Source organism: Pseudoxanthomonas winnipegensis (genome assembly GCF_030322905.1).
GTDB classification, from domain to species: Bacteria; Pseudomonadota; Gammaproteobacteria; order Xanthomonadales; family Xanthomonadaceae; genus Pseudoxanthomonas_A; species Pseudoxanthomonas_A winnipegensis.
Genome location: NZ_CP095475.1, coordinates 693,010 through 710,307, shown reverse-complemented (window position 1 = coordinate 710,307; position 17,298 = coordinate 693,010). Strand labels below are relative to the sequence as shown.

Annotated in this window: 14 protein-coding genes; 6 read left to right on the top strand and 8 right to left on the bottom strand. The window is 69.0% G+C overall.

Annotated elements, in window-relative coordinates:
- Nucleotides 1-13: 13 nt before the first annotated feature.
- On the top strand, nt 14-940 hold the full coding sequence (locus MWN52_RS03005) for an MlaD family protein (protein WP_130515304.1): 927 nt from the start codon (nt 14-16) through the stop codon (nt 938-940).
- Nucleotides 937-1,581, top strand: a complete 645-nt coding sequence (locus tag MWN52_RS03000; protein WP_286576559.1) for an ABC-type transport auxiliary lipoprotein family protein — start codon at nt 937-939, stop codon at nt 1,579-1,581. Before MWN52_RS03005 ends, MWN52_RS03000 begins: the two co-directional genes overlap by 4 nt.
- 36 nt (nt 1,582-1,617) lie before the next feature.
- Here MWN52_RS03000 and MWN52_RS02995 read toward each other — a convergent pair whose 3' ends face one another.
- Nucleotides 1,618-2,190, bottom strand: a complete 573-nt coding sequence (locus MWN52_RS02995; RefSeq protein WP_345783505.1) for an alpha-ketoglutarate-dependent dioxygenase AlkB family protein — start codon at nt 2,188-2,190, stop codon at nt 1,618-1,620.
- A gap of 166 nt (nt 2,191-2,356) precedes the next feature.
- On the opposite strand from MWN52_RS02995, the gene MWN52_RS02990 reads away from it, so the two are divergent.
- Nucleotides 2,357-5,206 carry a rhamnan synthesis F family protein gene (locus tag MWN52_RS02990; RefSeq protein ID WP_286576555.1) on the top strand — a complete coding sequence of 950 codons (2,850 nt, stop codon included), beginning with the start codon at nt 2,357-2,359 and terminating at the stop codon, nt 5,204-5,206.
- Here MWN52_RS02990 and MWN52_RS02985 read toward each other — a convergent pair whose 3' ends face one another.
- The 5 genes from MWN52_RS02985 to MWN52_RS02965 form a co-directional block, all read right to left on the bottom strand.
- Nucleotides 5,207-5,833, bottom strand: coding sequence for a CoA transferase subunit B (locus tag MWN52_RS02985; protein ID WP_286576553.1), 627 nt, complete (start codon nt 5,831-5,833; stop codon nt 5,207-5,209).
- On the bottom strand, nt 5,833-6,543 hold the full coding sequence (locus tag MWN52_RS02980) for a CoA transferase subunit A (protein ID WP_130530611.1): 711 nt from the start codon (nt 6,541-6,543) through the stop codon (nt 5,833-5,835). Before MWN52_RS02980 ends, MWN52_RS02985 begins: the two co-directional genes overlap by 1 nt.
- Before the next feature lie 171 nt (nt 6,544-6,714).
- The gene (locus tag MWN52_RS02975; protein ID WP_286576551.1) at nt 6,715-8,154 is read right to left on the bottom strand and encodes an alginate export family protein; all 1,440 of its coding nucleotides are present in this window, start codon (nt 8,152-8,154) and stop codon (nt 6,715-6,717) included.
- Nucleotides 8,155-8,177: 23 nt separating this feature from the next.
- Nucleotides 8,178-9,593, bottom strand: coding sequence for a UbiD family decarboxylase (locus MWN52_RS02970; RefSeq protein ID WP_286576550.1), 1,416 nt, complete (start codon nt 9,591-9,593; stop codon nt 8,178-8,180).
- A gap of 128 nt (nt 9,594-9,721) precedes the next feature.
- Nucleotides 9,722-11,071 carry an MFS transporter gene (locus MWN52_RS02965; RefSeq protein WP_286576548.1) on the bottom strand — a complete coding sequence of 450 codons (1,350 nt, stop codon included), beginning with the start codon at nt 11,069-11,071 and terminating at the stop codon, nt 9,722-9,724.
- A 210-nt stretch (nt 11,072-11,281) separates the two neighbouring features.
- On the opposite strand from MWN52_RS02965, the gene MWN52_RS02960 reads away from it, so the two are divergent.
- The 3 genes from MWN52_RS02960 to MWN52_RS02950 all read left to right on the top strand — a co-directional run bounded on the left by MWN52_RS02960 (nt 11,282) and on the right by MWN52_RS02950 (nt 14,528).
- Nucleotides 11,282-12,220 (top strand): LysR family transcriptional regulator, encoded by a 939-nt coding sequence (locus tag MWN52_RS02960; RefSeq protein ID WP_130523109.1) that lies wholly within the window; start codon nt 11,282-11,284, stop codon nt 12,218-12,220.
- 224 nt (nt 12,221-12,444) lie between these two features.
- The gene (locus tag MWN52_RS02955) at nt 12,445-13,902 is read left to right on the top strand and encodes an aldehyde dehydrogenase family protein (RefSeq protein WP_286576546.1); all 1,458 of its coding nucleotides are present in this window, start codon (nt 12,445-12,447) and stop codon (nt 13,900-13,902) included.
- 23 nt (nt 13,903-13,925) lie between these two features.
- Complete coding sequence (locus MWN52_RS02950) at nt 13,926-14,528, top strand: UbiX family flavin prenyltransferase (RefSeq protein ID WP_130523108.1); 603 nt, start codon at nt 13,926-13,928, stop codon at nt 14,526-14,528.
- Nucleotides 14,529-14,672: 144 nt separating this feature from the next.
- On the opposite strand, the gene MWN52_RS02945 is transcribed toward MWN52_RS02950, so the two are convergent.
- Both MWN52_RS02945 and MWN52_RS02940 read right to left on the bottom strand, forming a co-directional pair.
- The gene (locus MWN52_RS02945) at nt 14,673-16,367 is read right to left on the bottom strand and encodes a GMC family oxidoreductase (RefSeq protein WP_286576545.1); all 1,695 of its coding nucleotides are present in this window, start codon (nt 16,365-16,367) and stop codon (nt 14,673-14,675) included.
- Between the two features lie 111 nt (nt 16,368-16,478).
- A complete protein-coding gene (locus MWN52_RS02940) occupies nt 16,479-17,264 on the bottom strand; it encodes an enoyl-CoA hydratase/isomerase family protein (protein ID WP_286576544.1) in 786 nt (261 codons plus the stop codon).
- Nucleotides 17,265-17,298: the final 34 nt, after the last annotated feature.

Sequence of the window (17,298 nt, the reverse complement as noted above, 5' to 3'; positions counted from 1 at the left end):
CGGAGCACCGGATTTGGAGACCAAGGCCAATTACGTCCTGATCGGCGCCTTCACCATCATCGTCGGCATCGGCCTGCTGCTGTTCGGGCTGTGGGCGGCCAAGTATTCGTCCGAGCGCAGCTTCCAGGCCTACCAGGTGGTGTTCCGCGAGGCCGTCACCGGCCTGAGCGTGGGCAGCCCGGTGCAGTACAACGGCATCGCGGTCGGTTCGATCACCAAGCTGTCGCTGGCGCCCAACGACCCCAGCCAGGTCATCGCCCAGCTGCGCCTGGATTCGAGCACCCCGGTCAAGACCGACACCACCGCCAAGTTGGCCATCACCAGCCTGACCGGCCCATCGATCATCCAGCTCAGTGGCGGCTCGCCGCAGTCGCGCGCGCTGACCGAGGTGGACAAGCGCGACGTGCCGGTGATCCGCACCAGCCCCTCGGCGCTGCAGAACATCACCGACACGGCCAACCGCATCGTCGAGAAACTCGATCAGGTGCTCAGCGACAAGAACGTGGCGGCCATCTCCTCCACGCTGCAGAACCTGCAGTCGATCAGCGGCGACATCGCCAACCGCGAGGCCGGCGTGCAGGCGCTGCTGGTGTCCGCGCGCGACGCGGCGCAGAACCTGGACCGCACCCTGACCACCGCCAACGGCACCCTCAGCGACCTGGACCGCCACGTCGTGCAGCAGCTGCCGGCCACGCTGGCCAAGCTGGACGCCGCCCTGGCCAAGCTCGATTCGGCCGCCGGCAACGCCGATGCGATCCTGGGCGAGAACCGCCAGGCCATCAACAGCTTCGCCAACGACGGCCTGGGCCAGCTCGGGCCCACGCTGGGCGAACTGCGCGGCCTGATCCGCGACCTGCGCCAGGTCAGCGACCGGCTGGAAGGCAACCCCGCGCGCTACCTGCTTGGCCGCGACGCACCCAAGGAGTTCGAACCCAAATGAAGGCGCCGCTGCTGTTTTTGACGCTGGCCTCGACCCTGGCCCTGGCGGGCTGCTCGTCCCTGCTGGGCGGCGGCGCGCGCACGCCGACCACCATCTACGCACCGCCCGTGCAGGTGACGCCCGACCCAGCCTGGCCGCAGGTGGCGGCCTCGATCGTGGTGACCAAGCCGACCGCGCCGCGCCTGCTCGACAGCGCGCGCATCGCCGTGCGCCCGAGCCCCGACGAGCTGCAGGTCTACAAGGGCGTGTCCTGGGCGCAGAGCGCCACCAGCATGCTGGAGGATGCGGTGCTGCGCACGTTCGAGGACAGCGGCAAGACTGGCGGCGTCGGCAGCGCCGAATCCGGCATCCACGGCACCTACAAGCTGCTGCTGGACGTGCGCCGCTTCGAATCGGACTACGCCGGCGGCGCCACGCCGGCGGCCACGCTGGTGGTCAATGCCAAGCTGGTGCGCAACCTCGACCAGAGCGTGCTCGCCTCGCGCACCTTCAGCGCCGCCCAGCCGGCCGCCGGCACGGACATCGCCCAGGTGGTGCCGGCCTTCGACCAGGCGCTGGTGCAGCTGACCGGTCAGATCGTCGGCTGGACGCTGACCACCGCCGCCGCGCAGCCCGCCACGCCGCCACGCGCCTCCCCGTAGATCTGCTGAACGCGGCTGCCGCGTCCGGCCTAGCTTTCAGCGCCGTAGCGGCCGGATGTGGCGGAAGGTGAGGTTGAGGCGCGGCCCCACCGGCTTGGCGGTGCGCGGCAGCGCATGCTGCCAGTCGCGCTGGCAGGCCCCACGCATCACCAGCAGGCTGCCCGGCGCGAGCACCAGCGTCTGCTTGACCGCGTGGTCGTCGCGCCGGCGCAGCACGAAGCGCCGCGCCGCGCCGAGGCTGAGCGAGGCGATCACCGGCTCGGCCCCCAGCTCCGGCTCGTCATCGCTGTGCCAGCCCATCGCGTCGCGCCCGTCGCGGTACAGGTTGGCCAGCACACTGTTGAACGGCACCCCCAGCTCCTCGCGCAGGCGATCGCGCAGCGCCGCCAGCGCCTGCGTCCACGGATGCGGCGCGAAGGTCTGCCCCGAATACCGATACACCGCCTGCGGATCGCCGATCCAGCAGCTCAGCCGCGGCGAATCCACCCAGCGCCCGAACAGGCGGATGCGGTGGACGGACCAGGGCGTCTGGACAGACAAGGTCTCGCACAACACGTGGGCCGCGTGCGCGGACAGCCAGTCGGTCTGCAGGCTGACGCGGCCTGCCAATGCTTCGTCATCGAACCGGTCGCGCTGAGCGAGGCGTTCACCACGAACGTTTCGGCGGCCCAAGCTCCTAGAATGCATCTGTCTACTCAATCCACTTTGCCGTGCTTGTGACGCTTATTCTGCACCCCTGTCCCCGCGCCAGCCGCACGCTCCGCGCCCTGTGGCCATGCTGCGACATCTGACCAGCGCACAGCGCACGGTGCGCGGCCTCGTCGCGCGCCATGGCGGCGGCTGGAAGGGGCTGCTCACGGTTCTCCAGCGCGCCTGGCAACTGGCGCGCGCGCTCGGCCTCCGCGGACTGATGCGGCGCTTCAGAAGCGCCGGGCAGACCCTGCAGCACACAGCGCCGCCGGCGGGATTCCGGTTCCCCGAGGCCCTGCCGCTGGAGGGAAGCGATCTGCGCGTGGGCATCATGGCCCATGTCTATTACGCAGACCTCATCGACGAGCTGGCGAGCTACCTGCAACAGATGCCGATCCGCTACACCTTGATGGTGTCAGTCGTCGATGAGCAAACCGCAGCGCGATGCCGGATCAGCTTCTCCGCTCTCGCAAATCTTGAAGCCCTGCACGTCCAACAAGTTCCCAACCGGGGGCGCGACATCGCGCCGTTCTTCGTGCATTTCGGCCAGCAGATCGCCACGTTCGACGTCGTGGCGCATGTGCACACGAAAAAGTCGCTGTATACCGGCAGCGAGCAATCGAACTGGCGCACCTATCTGCTCGACCGACTGCTGGGCGACCGCGCACGCATCGCCTGGGTGCTCGGCATGTTTCTGGCCGAGCCCAAATTGGGCATCGTCTATCCAGAAAGCTATCCCGGCGTGCCGCTGTGGGCGCACACCTGGTTGGGGAATGTGCAGGCCGGCCAGTCGCTGGCCGCTTCCATGGGTATCAGCATCGAGCCCCAGCGCTATTTCGACTTTCCGGCCGGGTCGATGTTCTGGGCACGCGTGGACGCGCTGCGCCCCCTCCTCGATCTTGAGCTTGCGCTCTCCGACTTTCCCGAGGAACAGGGCCAGACCGACGGTACGACCCAGCACGCGATCGAACGGCTGCTGGTGCTGACCGCGCGCAGCGCCGGCTTCATCGCCGGAATCCTGCCCGGCGATGGCACACAGACGCTGAGCGACGAAGGTGCGCGCAACTGGCGCAGCTATTTTCAGGAACCCATGCAGACGCGGATCACGGTCGCGGCGCTGCAGGCACGGCTCGTGTCGGTCGATCTGTTCGACACGCTGGCCACACGGCCATTCCTCTACCCCAGCGGCGCGCGCGCTTACCTAGGCGAACTGATACGCAACGCACATGGCATCTCGGACTTCGCCGCGCTTCGACAGCAGGCCGAACAGCGAGCACGGGCACATAACGGAGGCGATGTCGATCTGGCACAGATCTACGCCGCGATGTCGGCCCTGCCAGCCGGTCCAAGCGCACAGACCGCCGCCGCGCTCATGGACATGGAGCTGGAGTGCGAGGCCAGACTCTTGCGGCCACGCGACGAAGTACTTCGGTCGATCAGCAACCTGCGTCGAAGCGTGGGCCGGATCATTGCGGTCTCCGATATGTATCTGACTGCGGCGCAATTGCAGCGCGCGCTGCCCGATGCGGTCTGGCGGCTGACGGACCACTGCTACGTGTCCTGCCAAACCCAGCAGCGCAAGGACGACGGCAGCGCCTGGGACGCGTTGCCCGCGTTGGAATCAACGCCGGCAACACAGTGGCTGCACGTGGGCGACAACGAGCGCTCCGATGTGCAGCTGCCACAGGATCGAGGCTATCTCACCCCGGTCCATGTCCTGCGCGCTGATGCGCTGCTGGATGTGGTGCCCGCTCTACGCTCGTTGCGTCCCTCGCTGGGCACCGAAACGTCTTGGCCGGACCAGCTTCTGCTGGGCCTGCTCACGCGCTCCCTGGCCGACCTGGCCGACCGTGAGCCGCACCGTTTCGGCGACGCGCTTGCCCTGCCCGACCCCTACACGCTCGGCTACTTGGTACTAGGACCGCTCCTGGTCGATTACAGCGCCTGGCTTGGACGAATCGCGCGCGAGACCGGCACAGCGCAGATTCTGTTCCTGGCACGCGAAGGCCATCTGCTGGAACGCGCCTTCGGTGCCGCGCAACAGGCCGCCCGCCTGGCCGATCCCGTCGCCACGCATTACCTGCTGGCATCCAGGCGCGGCGTCGGGACGCCCAGTCTTCGCGAACCCGCCGATCTTGATGCGTTGCTCGGCAATACCTTCAACGGCACCTTGGAACAGCTGCTGCAATCGCGCCTGGGGAAGGAGGCCGTCTCCGCCGTGCAGGCCGTGCTCGGGCAACACGCCCTTCAAGCCCCGGTCTATCTGCCTGACATGCGCGCGACGCTGGCGGCCCGATTGGCCCCGGCCATGGCGGCGCTGCTGGCTATCGCCGAGATCGAACGCAAGGATTACCTGGCTTACTGGCACACGGTGACCGCGGAGGGTCCGCTGCTGCTGGCCGACATCGGTTACTCCGGCACCATCCAGAAGCTTCTCGGGCGCGTGACGGGTAGGCCGATCGACGCGGCTTACTTCGCCGTCAACGCGCGCATCGACGAATTGGACGCGACGGCCCAGCGCGCTTGGGCGCGTTACGAGGACGCTCGCGCACCGGCCGCAGCGCCCTCGCCTGTGTCACGCCACGACTTGCTGCTGGAAACGCTGCTTACCGCCCCGCAAGGCCAGTTCCTCAGGTTCAGACGCGATGCGGAAGGACTGAAAAGCGAGCACGCCGCGCACGAATTGCGCGACCAGGATCTCGCGCTACTCGAGCAGGTCCATTCGGGCGCGATGGCGTTTGTACGCGACCTGGCAGAGGTGGCCGGCCCGTTTTTGTTCGAGCTTACGTTCGATCCGGCGCTGGTACAGGCGCCCCTGGCATGCCTTGGCGCAGGGCAGTGGCGCGCCGGCGCATGGCTGGAGGCGCTACAGGTCGAGGACGCCTACACCGGTCGCGGCGCGATCACGGTGCAGGCGCAGCTCGCACCACGCTGATCAGGACACTTTCACCCCGGTCTTACGTTCGACCTCCTCGCGGCTCACCCCTTCGGCCAGCTCCACCAGCCTCAGGCCCTCGGCGGTGACGTCGAACACGCCCAGGTCGGTGATGATGCGGTCGACCACGGCCACGCCGGTCAGGGGCAGATCGCAGTCGGGCAGCAGCTTGTGGCTGCCGTCCTTGGCCACGTGCTCCATGAGCACCACCACGCGCTTGACGCCGGCGACCAGGTCCATCGCCCCGCCCATGCCCTTGACCATCTTGCCGGGCACCATCCAGTTGGCCAGGTCGCCCCGCTCGCTGACCTGCATCGCGCCCAGGATCGCAAGATCGATATGGCCGCCGCGGATCATCGCGAACGAGTCGTGGCTGCCGAAGAAGCTGGCGCCAGGCCGCGCGGTCACGGTCTGCTTGCCGGCGTTGATCAGATCGGCGTCCACCTCGTCCTCGCTCGGGAACGGGCCGATGCCCAGCAGGCCGTTCTCCGACTGCAGCCACACGTCCACGCCCTCGGGAATGTAGTTGGCCACCAGCGTCGGCAGGCCGATGCCGAGGTTGACGTACATGCCGTCGGCCAGCTCCTGCGCGGCGCGCGCGGCCATCTGTTCGCGGGTCCAGGCCATCACTTGTCTCCTGCGGCACGCACGGTGCGTTGTTCGATGCGCTTCTCCGGATGCGCGTTGAGGACCAGGCGATCGACATAGATGCCCGGCAGATGCACCTGGTCGGGATCGAAGCTGCCGACCTCGACGATCTCCTCGACCTCGGCCACGCACACCTGCCCGGCCATGGCGCAGGCCGGGTTGAAGTTGCGCGCGGTCTTGCGGAACAGCAGGTTGCCGGCGGTGTCCGCCTTCCACGCCTTGATCAGGGCCACATCGGCACGCAGCGCGGTCTCCAGCACGTAGTGCTTGCCGTCGAACTCGCGCGTCTCCTTGCCCTGCGCGATCACCGTGCCGTAGCCTGTGGCGGTGAAGAAGGCCGGGATGCCCGCGCCGCCGGCGCGCAGGCGCTCGGCCAGCGTGCCCTGCGGGTTGAACTCCAGCTCCAGCTCGCCGGACAGGAACTGCCGCTCAAACTCCTTGTTCTCGCCCACGTAGGACGAAATCATCTTGCGGATCTGGCGCGTTGCCAGCAGCTGGCCCAGGCCGAAGCCGTCGACGCCGGCGTTGTTGGAGATCACGGTGAGGTTGCGCACGCCGGTGTCGCGCAGCGCGGCGATCAGCGCCTCGGGGATGCCGCACAGGCCGAAGCCGCCGACCGCCAGGGTCTGGCCGTCCGCCACCACGCCATCGAGCGCCGCCTGCGCGCTCTCATACACCTTGCCGCGCATCGGGCGCGCTGAAGACGTCGGGACCATCGCGATATCCGCCGGGAAAGAGGACTGAAATTCTAGCGGACCGCCCCCTCGCGCTGCCTATTGCACTTTCGTCCGTGCGCTGCGGTACAGCAACCGGAAGAGGCCTCCTCGACCGGGCGGGTCTCAGCAGGCCCAAGGCATCCCTCAGAAGCGGAACGTCATGAACCCGCCGAAGAACGTGGCGTCGCCGTAGCCGGCATCCTCCATCGCCGCCGCGGCCAGGAAGCGCTCGGCGCGCGCAGTGAACGCCACATACCGACTGACCTTCCAGGTGGCGTTGAGCCGCAGCAGGTCGCCGATGCGCCTGCCGTCGGTCCGCTGCGTGCCGGCATAGGCGGTGCCGGCGCCGCTGTAGATGGCGTCATCGGTGCTCTGGCGCCACATCCGCTGATACTGCAGCTGCACGCTGGTGGTCCTGCTCGGCGCGAACTGGAACATCGGCGCGAAGGCGATGTAGTTGGTGCTGCCGAACCAGGTCGCCCAGCTGTGGTACGGCCCGCTGCCGAAGAGGATCGAGCTGTTGCGCAGCGTGCCGCTGCCATAGGCGCCGCCGCCGGAGCTCAGGTCGGCGTGGAAGCCGACCTGTGGCGCCCAGCCGATGCCGGAGAGCTTCCAGTTGAAGGTCGAGTACGCCGAGTAGGCGCGCAGGTCGCGCTCGCCGAAGTCGCCGGTCTGGTACATCGCGGCGGTGTCGAACGTCAGCGCGCCGTGCGTGCCGTAGAAGTGCATGCCGAAGTAGTCGCGCGTTTCCCTTTCGACCTTGCCGCCCCAGGCCTTGTTGTCGTCGCGGGCATGGAACCAGAAAGGCTCCAGGTAGGGGCCGGTGCCCGCCAGCCGGAAGCCGGCCAGCGCACCGCTGAAGCGCTTGCTCGACAGCGTGCCGTCGTCGAAATAGCCGCCCCGCTGATCGACATAGCGGTAGTCGAACACGTCCAGCCGACGGTCCGCACCGATCGCCCACGCACGCACGCCATCGAAGGTGACGCGGGTGTTGGAGTTCTCGCGCGTGGTCACCAGCCACTGCGGGCCGTCCTGGAAATCCTGTCGCCCCACGCGTACGCCGACCTCGGCATCACCCCACTTGCCGGTCAGATCGACGAAGGCCTGCTGCAGGAACGCGTCGTCGCGCTGCGAAGCCGGGAAGCTGGTGACGTTGCGGCCGTCGTAACCGCCATGCGCCAGCTCGGTGAACGCGCGGACGTGCTCGCCCACATGCAGGTCCGCACCGAGGAAGGCACGATACAGCCACGGCGACTGCGAGGCCGCGCCCTCGCGCAGGCCGATGGCGCTGTAATAGTCGCCGCGGAAGCGCTGCTCCATGCTCACGCTGAGATAGGTGTCGCCGCTGTCGTTGAACGGGATGTACTTGAGTCCGTCGAACACGCCGGTGCGCTTGGCCGGATCGCGCAGCGCGGTCCAGTCCTCCACATAGCGCGACATCCAGGTGTCGGGGCCGGTCTTGCCGCCCCAGCCCTGCGCGGCCAGCGGATAGCCGGCGTCCTGGCTGGCCATCTGCGCCCGCGCGCAGGGAATGCCTGCCGCCAGCGCCATCGTGACGCATACGGCGATCTTGCACTTGCCCATGATGCTCCCCCTCCCGAAGGTGTTCAGGCGACGCGGTCGGATGCGCCGCGCCAGTCGTGGCGATTGGTGATGACGGATTCCAGATCCAGCGTGTCCTCGCCGGGAATGCGGATGCGCTTGTACTTCATCTCCGGGGCATCGACCGGGATGGTGGCGTCCAGTCCCATCTTGGCGCCCACGCCATCGTCGGTGGACGGATCGAGCTTGGAGCCCTGGCTGTTGCCGATCACCACCAGATCGCGATCGGCCTGGAAGCGCGTGGCCACCGCCCACTCGACTTCCTGCGGGTCATGGATGTCCACGTCGGTGTCGACCACCACCACATGCTTGATGTCGTAGTGCGCGGCGAACGCGCCGAGGATGACGTTCTTGCCCTCGCCGTTCTGGCGCTTGTCCAGCTTCACGTACAGGTGATAGCGGCCGACCCCGCCCAGGGCCAGGTGCACATCGCGCACGCCGGGGAAGCTGCGCTGCAGCTCATTGAGGATGGTGGCCTCACGCGGGATCGCGCCCAGCAGCAGGTGCTCCAGGCCGCCGCCGACGATGGTGTGGAACACCGCATCGCGGCGATGGGTGATCGCATCGACCTCGATCACATGGCGACGCGCGCGCTCGCCGTAGTACTGCGGGAATTCGCCGAACGGCCCTTCCTCCTCGCGTTCGTCGGCCAGCAGCCTGCCCTCGATGACGATCTCGGCCTGCGCCGGCACGCGCACCTCGTTGGTGGTGCACTTGACCACCTCCAGCGGCTGGCCGTGCAAGGCGCCGGCGATCTCCAGCTCGTCGTGGTCCACCGGCACGATCGCCTGCGAGGACAGCAGCGTGGCCGGGTCCACGCCGATGGCGATGGCCATCTGCAGCGGCTTGCCGTCCTTCTCGGCCATGCGGTAGTAGTGGTCGGTGTGGCGCGGCAGCAGCAGCACGCCGATGCGGTTCTTGCCGCTGATCTGGCAGCGGTGGATGGCGACGTTCTGGATGCCGGTTTCCGGGCTGCGCGAGATCAGCAGGCCGGCGGTGATGTAGGCGCCGCTGTCGTGTTCGTTGTGGGTGGGGATCGGCAGCTGCCTGAGCAGATCGATCTGCGTGTGCACCACCTCCTGCGCGGGGGCGTCGCCGACCTCCTTCCACGGAATCGGGTTGGACGCTGCGTGCTGGAACCGCGCCAGCAGCTCGTCCTGCGCCACGCCCAGCGCCTCGGCCATCCAGCCACGGTCGGACACGATGCCGGAGATCACCGGGATCGCATGCGCGCCATCGGGCCTGGGGAAGAACGTGGCCTGGCGCCCGTCCAGCTTGTGCGCGACCGCCGCGATCTCGTGCCGCAGCCTGAGCCCGTCGCGGGCCTCGGCCAGCTCGCCGCGCGCGGACAGGCGGTCCAGCCACTGACGCAACGACAGCGCGCCGTGCGTGTTGCCGGATCGGGGATTGGAATCAGCCATGGTTGCCTCCATCGGTCGGCCGCACGCCAGGGGCTGCGCGCGCCGTGTGGGAACACCGGCACGCCCGGGTGCCGGCAAGGAGTCGCGAGCGGACCACCCGGCGCGGGGCCTGGGCGATCGCGCGCGGTCTAAAGCGTCCTGCCGCGCGTCTCGGGGATGACCACCGCGCCGATCAGGTAGATCAGGCCGATCACGCCGGTGAACACCGCCAGCACCGTCGGAATCTGCGCGGGCGTGGCGCTGGCCAGGGACACGAAGGTCGGCATGGTCCCGCCCAGGGCGAAGCCGATGTTCCAGCTCAGTCCGGTGCCGCTGGCGCGCAGATCGGTGGAGAAGCGCTCGTTGAGAAAGATCATGATCGGCGCGATCGCCGCGCCGCCGATCAGCGAGATCGCCACCGCGTACAGCAGCACCGTGTCGACCGAACCGGCCGCACCGCTCATGCCATGGAACAGCAGCGGCAGGCCGACCAGCGCGGCCAGGCCGGCGACGATGAAGCTCGGCTTGCGCCCGACCTTGTCGCTGAGCCAGCCGAAGAACAGCGCGCTGACGATCACCGCCACCGAGCCCCACATCAGGATGTGCGAGCTCTCCCCGTGCGGCACCTTGGCCACCAGATTGAGCAGGGTCGGCAGGTAGCCGGAGGTCAGGTAATAGGTCGCACCGCCACCGAAGGTGATCAGCAGGTTGACCAGCATGACCTTGCGGTACTCGCGGCCGAATACGCGCCGCAGCGGCGAGACCTTCGGCGCGGCGGCGACCTTGCCGCTGGCCTTGGCCTCCTGCAACTGCTTCCAGACCGGCGATTCCTCGAGGAACTTGAACATGATCAGGCCGAAGGCCGTACTGATCAGCCCGGTGAAGAACATGAAGCGCCAGCCCCACTGGTCGAACTGCGCATCGGGGAAGATGCCCGACAGCACGAAGTAGGCGAAGGAGGCCATCAGCGCGCCGATGCCGGCGCCGGCGCCGCCGACCAGGCCGGACACCAGACCGCGATACCGCGGCGGGATCGACTCGGTGCCGATGGTGTGGGTGGAGGCCACGATGCCGCCGACGAACAGGCCCTGCACCACGCGCAGCACCAGGAACAGCACCGGCGCCAGGAGGCCGACCTGCTCGATGGTCGGCAGCACGCCGAAGGCCGCGGTGGCCAGGCCGACGCCGACCATCGCCACCATCAGCGCCAGCTTGCGGCCCTTGCGATCTGCATAGGCGCCGAACACGGCCGAGCCCAGCGGGCGCACCAGCAGCGCCACCGCGAACGAGGCATAGACCGCCGCCAGCGACAGCGTAGGCGTGTGCGAGGGGAAGAACAGCCGGCCCACGATCGGGGCGACGTAGAGCAGCAGGAACAGGTCGAACAGATCCAGCGCCCACCCGAAGGTGGAGGCGAAGGCCGCAAGCAGCACCTTGCGCGGTGGAATGGGCGCAGCCGCCCCCGTCGCCCCGCCTGGCGAGGTCGTGGTTCCGCTCATGTTTCCCCTCCTCGGAAATGGATGAACGTTGCTCGCGTTGTGGCCGTGCGCGGCGAAGCCGCATCGGCGTCGCGCCTGGCGGCGATGGCCAGCCCGACGGGCGCACCCCGGAAGGGGCAACGGCCGCAGCCTCGCCCAGGAAGTCGATAATTCCAAATAATGAATTTAGATATGATCCATCAGATTTTCTGACCTCATCCCGGAGGGGCGATGGACCTGCGACAGATCAATTACTTCCTGGCGCTGTACGAAGAAGGCAGCGTCACGCGCGCGGCGCAGCGCATGAACGTGGTCCAGCCCGCGCTGTCGATGCAGATCGCCAAGCTGGAGCGCGAGCTGGAACAGAAGCTGTTCGAGCGCACGCCCAAGCGCATGGTGCCGACCGCCGCCGGCCGCACGCTGCATCGGCTGGTGACGCCGATCCAGCGCGATTTGGCCGCGGCGATGACGCATATGGCCAACCTGTCGGGCACCGTCTCCGGCGAGGTCTCCATCGGCGTGCTGTCCTCGGTCACGCGCAGCGTGATTCCCGGCGTGCTGATGGCCTACTCGGCCGACTATCCGGACGTGCGGATCTCCATCGCCGATGGCTATTCGCAGACCTTCATCGAATGGGTCAACGCCGGCCGCCTGGACGTGGCGGTGATCAACCGGCCGGCGCGCCGCCTGGGGCTGGAGATGATCCCGCTGCTGGAGGAAGAGATGGTCCTGGTCGGCGCGCGCGGCAACGCCCCGCCGAAGATCCGCTCGCTCGGCGACGTGGCCGCGCTGAAGCTGGTGCTGCCGTCCAAGCGCCACGGCCTGCGCGCCGAGCTGGAGCGCCACATGGCCGGGCTCACCGTCGAGCTGGAACCGCAGCTGGAGATCGACTCGACCGACTCCATCGCCGACCTGGTCGCGCGCAGCGACTGGTTCACCGTGCTGCCCAGCATCGCCGTGCACCGGCAGCTGCTGGATGGCTCGCTGGTGGGGTATTCGATCGGCCGCTCGCGGATCACCCGCCATCTGGTCGTCATCCACCAGGCGCGGCATCCGCTGGGGCCGGCGGCGATGCTGCTGGTCGAGCGCCTGCGCGAGGCGCTGCACGAGACGCGCGAGGCGCTGGAGCCGATCCTTATCAGATCATCTGATAAAAAAAATAAAGACTGATTATTAGACTTGATGCCCAGCCCGCGCTAGCGTCGCCCTCGGGAGTGGCGCGCCGTCCGCGGGCGCGCCGCCGCCGAGCCTCGATTTCCTCCGGGCGCGGCGGTCGGGAGGCGCGGTGGGATGCAGCGCGCATCGGCGCGGCCGCGGGCCGGCGCCTTCCCGCGCGGGATGTCCCGCCACAGACGCGTCCGGATCGTCGTGCGCCATGCACCCAGGACGCTTCCGTGACCCGTTCCCCCGCCATGCACTGGATCGACGGCAAGGCCGTCGGCACCGCCTTCCTTCCCAGCCAGGACCCGGCTAACGGCCAGGCCCTAGGCCAGTACGCCGACGGCGGCGCGGCCGAGGCGCAGGCCGCCATCGACGCGGCGCGCCGCGCCTTCGATCATGGCGCCTGGGCCGCCTCGCCGCGCCTGCGCCAGCGCGTGCTGCTGGACTGGGCCGCCGCCCTGCAGGCACGCGCCGATGCACTGGCCGAGCTGCTGACCCTCGAGAACGGCAAGGTCATCGCGCAGTCGTGCGGCGAGGTGGCCGGCGCGATCTCCGAGATCGAGTACTACGCCGGCCTGGCCCGCCACATTCCCGGCCATGTGCTGGAGCCCGAGCCCGGCGTGCTGTCCACCGTGCTGCGCGAGCCGGCCGGCGTGGCCGGCATCATCGTGCCGTGGAACGCGCCGGCGGTGCTGCTGGTGCGCGCGCTCGGCCCGGCGCTGGCCGCCGGCTGCACGGTGGTGGTCAAGCCGGCCGCGCAGACCACGCTGTTCAACGCCGCGATCCTGGCCCCGCTGCTGCAGCATCCGCAGCTGCCGGCCGGCGTGGCCAACGTCTTCAGCGAAGCCGGCAGCGCCGGCGCTTCGCTGCTGGCCACCTCGCACGCGGTGGATGTGATCTGCTTCACCGGCTCGACCGCGGTGGGCAAGACCATCATGCGCAACGCCGCCGACAGCATGAAGAAGCTCTCGCTGGAACTCGGCGGCAACTCGGCCTGCCTCGTGTTCCCCGACGCCGACGTGTACGCGGTCGCGCCCAGGCTGGCCGCCGCCGCGACCATCCTCTCCGGCCAGCAGTGCACCGCGGCGCGGCGCGTGCTGGTGCACAAGAGCAGGCTCTCGGAGATGAAGCAGGCGCTGACCGGCGCGCTGGAGTCGCTGCGCCTGGGCCCCGGCATCAATCCGGCCTCGCAGATCGGCCCGCTGATCGACCGGCGCGCGCGCGATGGCGTCGCCGCCCAGGTCGCCCAGGCCTGCGAGCTCGCCGACCAGGTGCTGCTGCGCGGCGGCGTGCCCGACGGCGCGCTGGCCGAAGGCGCGTTCTTCAAGCCCGCGCTGGTGTATCACCGCGACAGCGGCGCCGACTTCGTCCAGGACGAGATCTTCGGCCCGTTCCTGGTGCTGGAGTCGTTCGAGGACGAGGACGAGGCCGTCGCGCGGGCCAACCACACCGTGTTCGGCCTGTCGGCCAGCGTGTGGACGCACGACGGCGCGCGCGCCCTGCGCGTGGCCCGCGCCCTGCGCAACGGCACGGTGTGGATCAACGAGCACAACCGACTGCTGGCCGAAGTGGAGACCGGCGGCTATCGCCAGAGCGGCCTGGGCCGTCTGCACGGCTACGACGCGCTGGCCGACTTCACCGAACTCAAGCACATCTACCAGGCGCCGGGCGTGGCCGGCGCCACGCCGTGATGGCCGACTCAGGAGACCAGCCGATGCGTGCAGACCCGCAGCAGAACCCGCCGCTCATCGTCGGCATCTCCGGCGCCAGCGGCGTGATCTATGGCGTGCGCCTGCTGGAGATGCTCAAGGCGCTGCGGATCCCCGCGCACCTGGTGATGTCCAAGTCCGCCGAGATCACCATCGCCCACGAGACCGACCTGAAGATCGCCGAGGTCAAGGCGCTGGCCACGCAGGTCCATGCGCACCAGGACATCGCCGCCTCGATCTCCTCCGGCTCGTTCCGTACGCGCGGCATGATCGTCGCGCCGTGCTCGATGCGCTCGATGTCCGAGATCGCCACCGGCGTGACCTCCAGCCTGCTCACGCGCGCCGCCGACGTGGTGCTGAAGGAGCGCCGCCGCCTGGTGCTGATGGTGCGCGAGACGCCGCTGCATACCGGCCACCTGCGCAGCATGACCCAGCTCTCGGAGATGGGCGCGATCATCGCCCCGCCGGTGCCGGCGTTCTATGCGCGTCCGGAGTCGATCGATGCGATGGTCGACCATACGGTGGGACGGGTGCTGGATCTGTTCGAGATCGAGACGGGGACGGTGAAGCGGTGGCGGCAGGGCGTGGATGCGGAGGCGGGGCAGTAGGTTTGCGGCGAGCGCTGCTGGCTGGGCGAGGCGGCGGGCGTCCGTTGACGCGCCGGCAAAGGCGAAGAGCGAGGTCCCTGGATTCCCGCGTCCGCGGGAATGACGCGCTGGGGGTTCTGCTTCGGCTTCGGATGTTGGTGCGGCTCACACCGCCTTGCGCATGCCGTCCGCGATCTTCTCCGCGATCATGATGGTCGGGATGTTGGTGTTGGCCGACGGCAGGCGCGGCATCACTGAGGCGTCGGCGACGTAGAGGTTGTCCACACCGATCACCTTGCCGGCCGGATCCACGACCGCGCTCGGATCGTCCGCGCGGCCCATGCGGCAGGTGCCGCTGGCGTGCCACACGCCGAACACGTTGGCGCGCACGAAGGCTTCCAGCTGCGCATCGTCGCCCAGCACCGACGCCAGCGAACGCCCGCCGTTCATCACCCGGCGCAGCACCTGCTGGCGCAGCGACGCCGGTACGTCCAGCAGCGCGCCCAGCAACCCGGTCAGCAGCGCGTTGCGGCGCGTGACCGCGCTGAGCTGCTTGATCGCCGGCGTGAAGCCGGCCGGGAACAGATCGTCGATGTCCGGATTGAGCGCCTCGCACACGGCCAGCCGCACCAGCTGGCGCACGCCGTGCATCATCCGCCGCAGATCGGCCGGCGCGGAGAGCAGGTTGAGATCGACCTTCGGATAGTCGTCGGGCGAGGCCGAGACCAGCTGCACGCGTCCCTGCGAGTGCGGCTGGTTGCACCACAGGAAGAACAGGCTCAGGCGCTGGCCCAGCGCATGCCAGCCGGCGCGCGCCGAGGCGGTGAGGTACATGTCCGATGCGCTGCCGCCTTCGATGCCCGAGCTGTAGCGCATGGCCACGAAGCTGGCGCGGCGATAGCTCGGCGGCAGGCGCAGCGCGCGCGGCAGGTACTGGCACAGCGTCAGCGCCGGATGATCGTGCAGGTTGCGGCCCACGCCGGGGCGATTGGCGATGACCTGGACCCCGAGTGCCGCCAGCGCCTGGCCATCGCCGACGCCCGCGCGCATCAGCAGCGCCGGCGACTGCAGCGCGCCGGCGGTGAGGCTGACGCGCCCGGCGTAGACCAGCTCGCGCGCGCCGTCTCGCTCCAGCTCGACACCGACCACGCGGCGGCCTTCGAACTTCAGCCCGACCACGCGTGTGTTGGCGCGAATCGCCAGGTTGCGGCGCGCACGCACGCTCGCATCGAGATAGCCCGTCGCGCTGGACACGCGCCGGTCGTGCTCGTTGGAGAACGCCGGTGGGAACAGCCCATCCTCGAAGTCTCCATTCTGGTCCAGCCGCATGGAAAGACCGCTGGCGGACAGCGCCTGCGTCACTGCGGTCGCATAGGGCGGGAATGCCTGCGGCCTGATGCGGCGGATCGGAATCGGCCCGTCGCGGCCGTGCAGCGGGCCGTCGCAGTCGAGGTCGCGCTCGAGCTTGCGGAAGTACGGCAGCACGCCGTCCCAGTCCCAGCCCTCGGCCCCCAGCGCGGCCCAGGCGTCGTAATCGCGCGGCAATCCGCGATTGGCCGCCTGCACGTTGATCGACGAGCCGCCGCCCATCACCCGGCCCTGCTCGTAGGCGCGCGACAGAACGCGGCCATCCGCAGCGCGCGTGGTCGAGGCCGACAGCCCGGGCCAGATGTAGCGCTCGCCATGGAACAGCGCCATCGGATAGCTGTCCAGCAGCGCCTCGGGCACCTGGCCCGGTGGCGTGTCGATGCCGGCCTCGACCAGCAGCACGCGCCGGGCGGGATGGGTCGAGAGCCGGTTGGCCAGCACGCAGCCGGCCGATCCGCCGCCTACGATCACCTCGTCGAACACTTGCGTCATCGCACTACCCTACGCGGCCCGCCGCAACCGGCGCTGGCCAGGAAGAAGATCCACGCGCGCCGCACCCGCGTGGTGGCGCGGGGCACAGCGCGCCTGCGCCGTTGCCCGCGATCAGCGGCCCTGGAAGTTCGGCTTGCGCTTGGCGTGGAAGGCCTCGACGCCTTCGCGGAAGTCGTCAGAGCTGCGCAGGCGGCTGTAGCAATGGCCTTCCAGCTCGATCGCGATGGACAGCGAGGCGTCCTCGGTATCGTTGAGCAGCTTCTTGGCGGTGCGCTGGGCCAGCGGCGAGAAGCCGATCAGCTCCTTGACCAGCGCGTCGGTGGCCGCTTCCAGCTCGCCGTCGGCGACCAGCTCGGTGGCGATGCCCCAGTCGTAGGCCTGCTGCGCCTTGATGCGCTTGGAGCGCATGACGATGTCCTTGGTGCGGGTGATGCCGACGATCTTCTGCAGGCGCGCCGAGCCGCCCGAGCCCGGGATCTGGCCGAGCTTCTGTTCCGGCAGCGCGTACTCGACGGTCTCGGAGACGATGCGGAAATCGCAGGCCAGCGAGATCTCGAAGCCCACCCCGAAGGTGTAGCCGCGGTTGGCGGCGATGACCGGCTTGCTGGCGCGCGCCGGGGCGGCGATGTTCCAGGCCAGATGCGAGACATGCTCCGGCGAGGCCTCCAGGAAGCCCATGATGTAGCCGCCGGAGGAGAAGTGCTCGCCCTCGGCACGCAGCACGATCACGCGCACGCGCGCATCGGCGTCGAGCCGCTCGAACGCCAGGCGCAGCGCGTCGCGCTGGTCCATGCTGATGGTGTTGAACGGCGCGCGGTCCAGCACGATGTCGCCGCGCTGGGCGTCGACGTCGACTTCGATGCGGAAGCCGTCGAGGGTTTCGATGGTCTTGGACATGGGGTTCTGCCTTGTGGGTAGGGGAAAGAAGAGG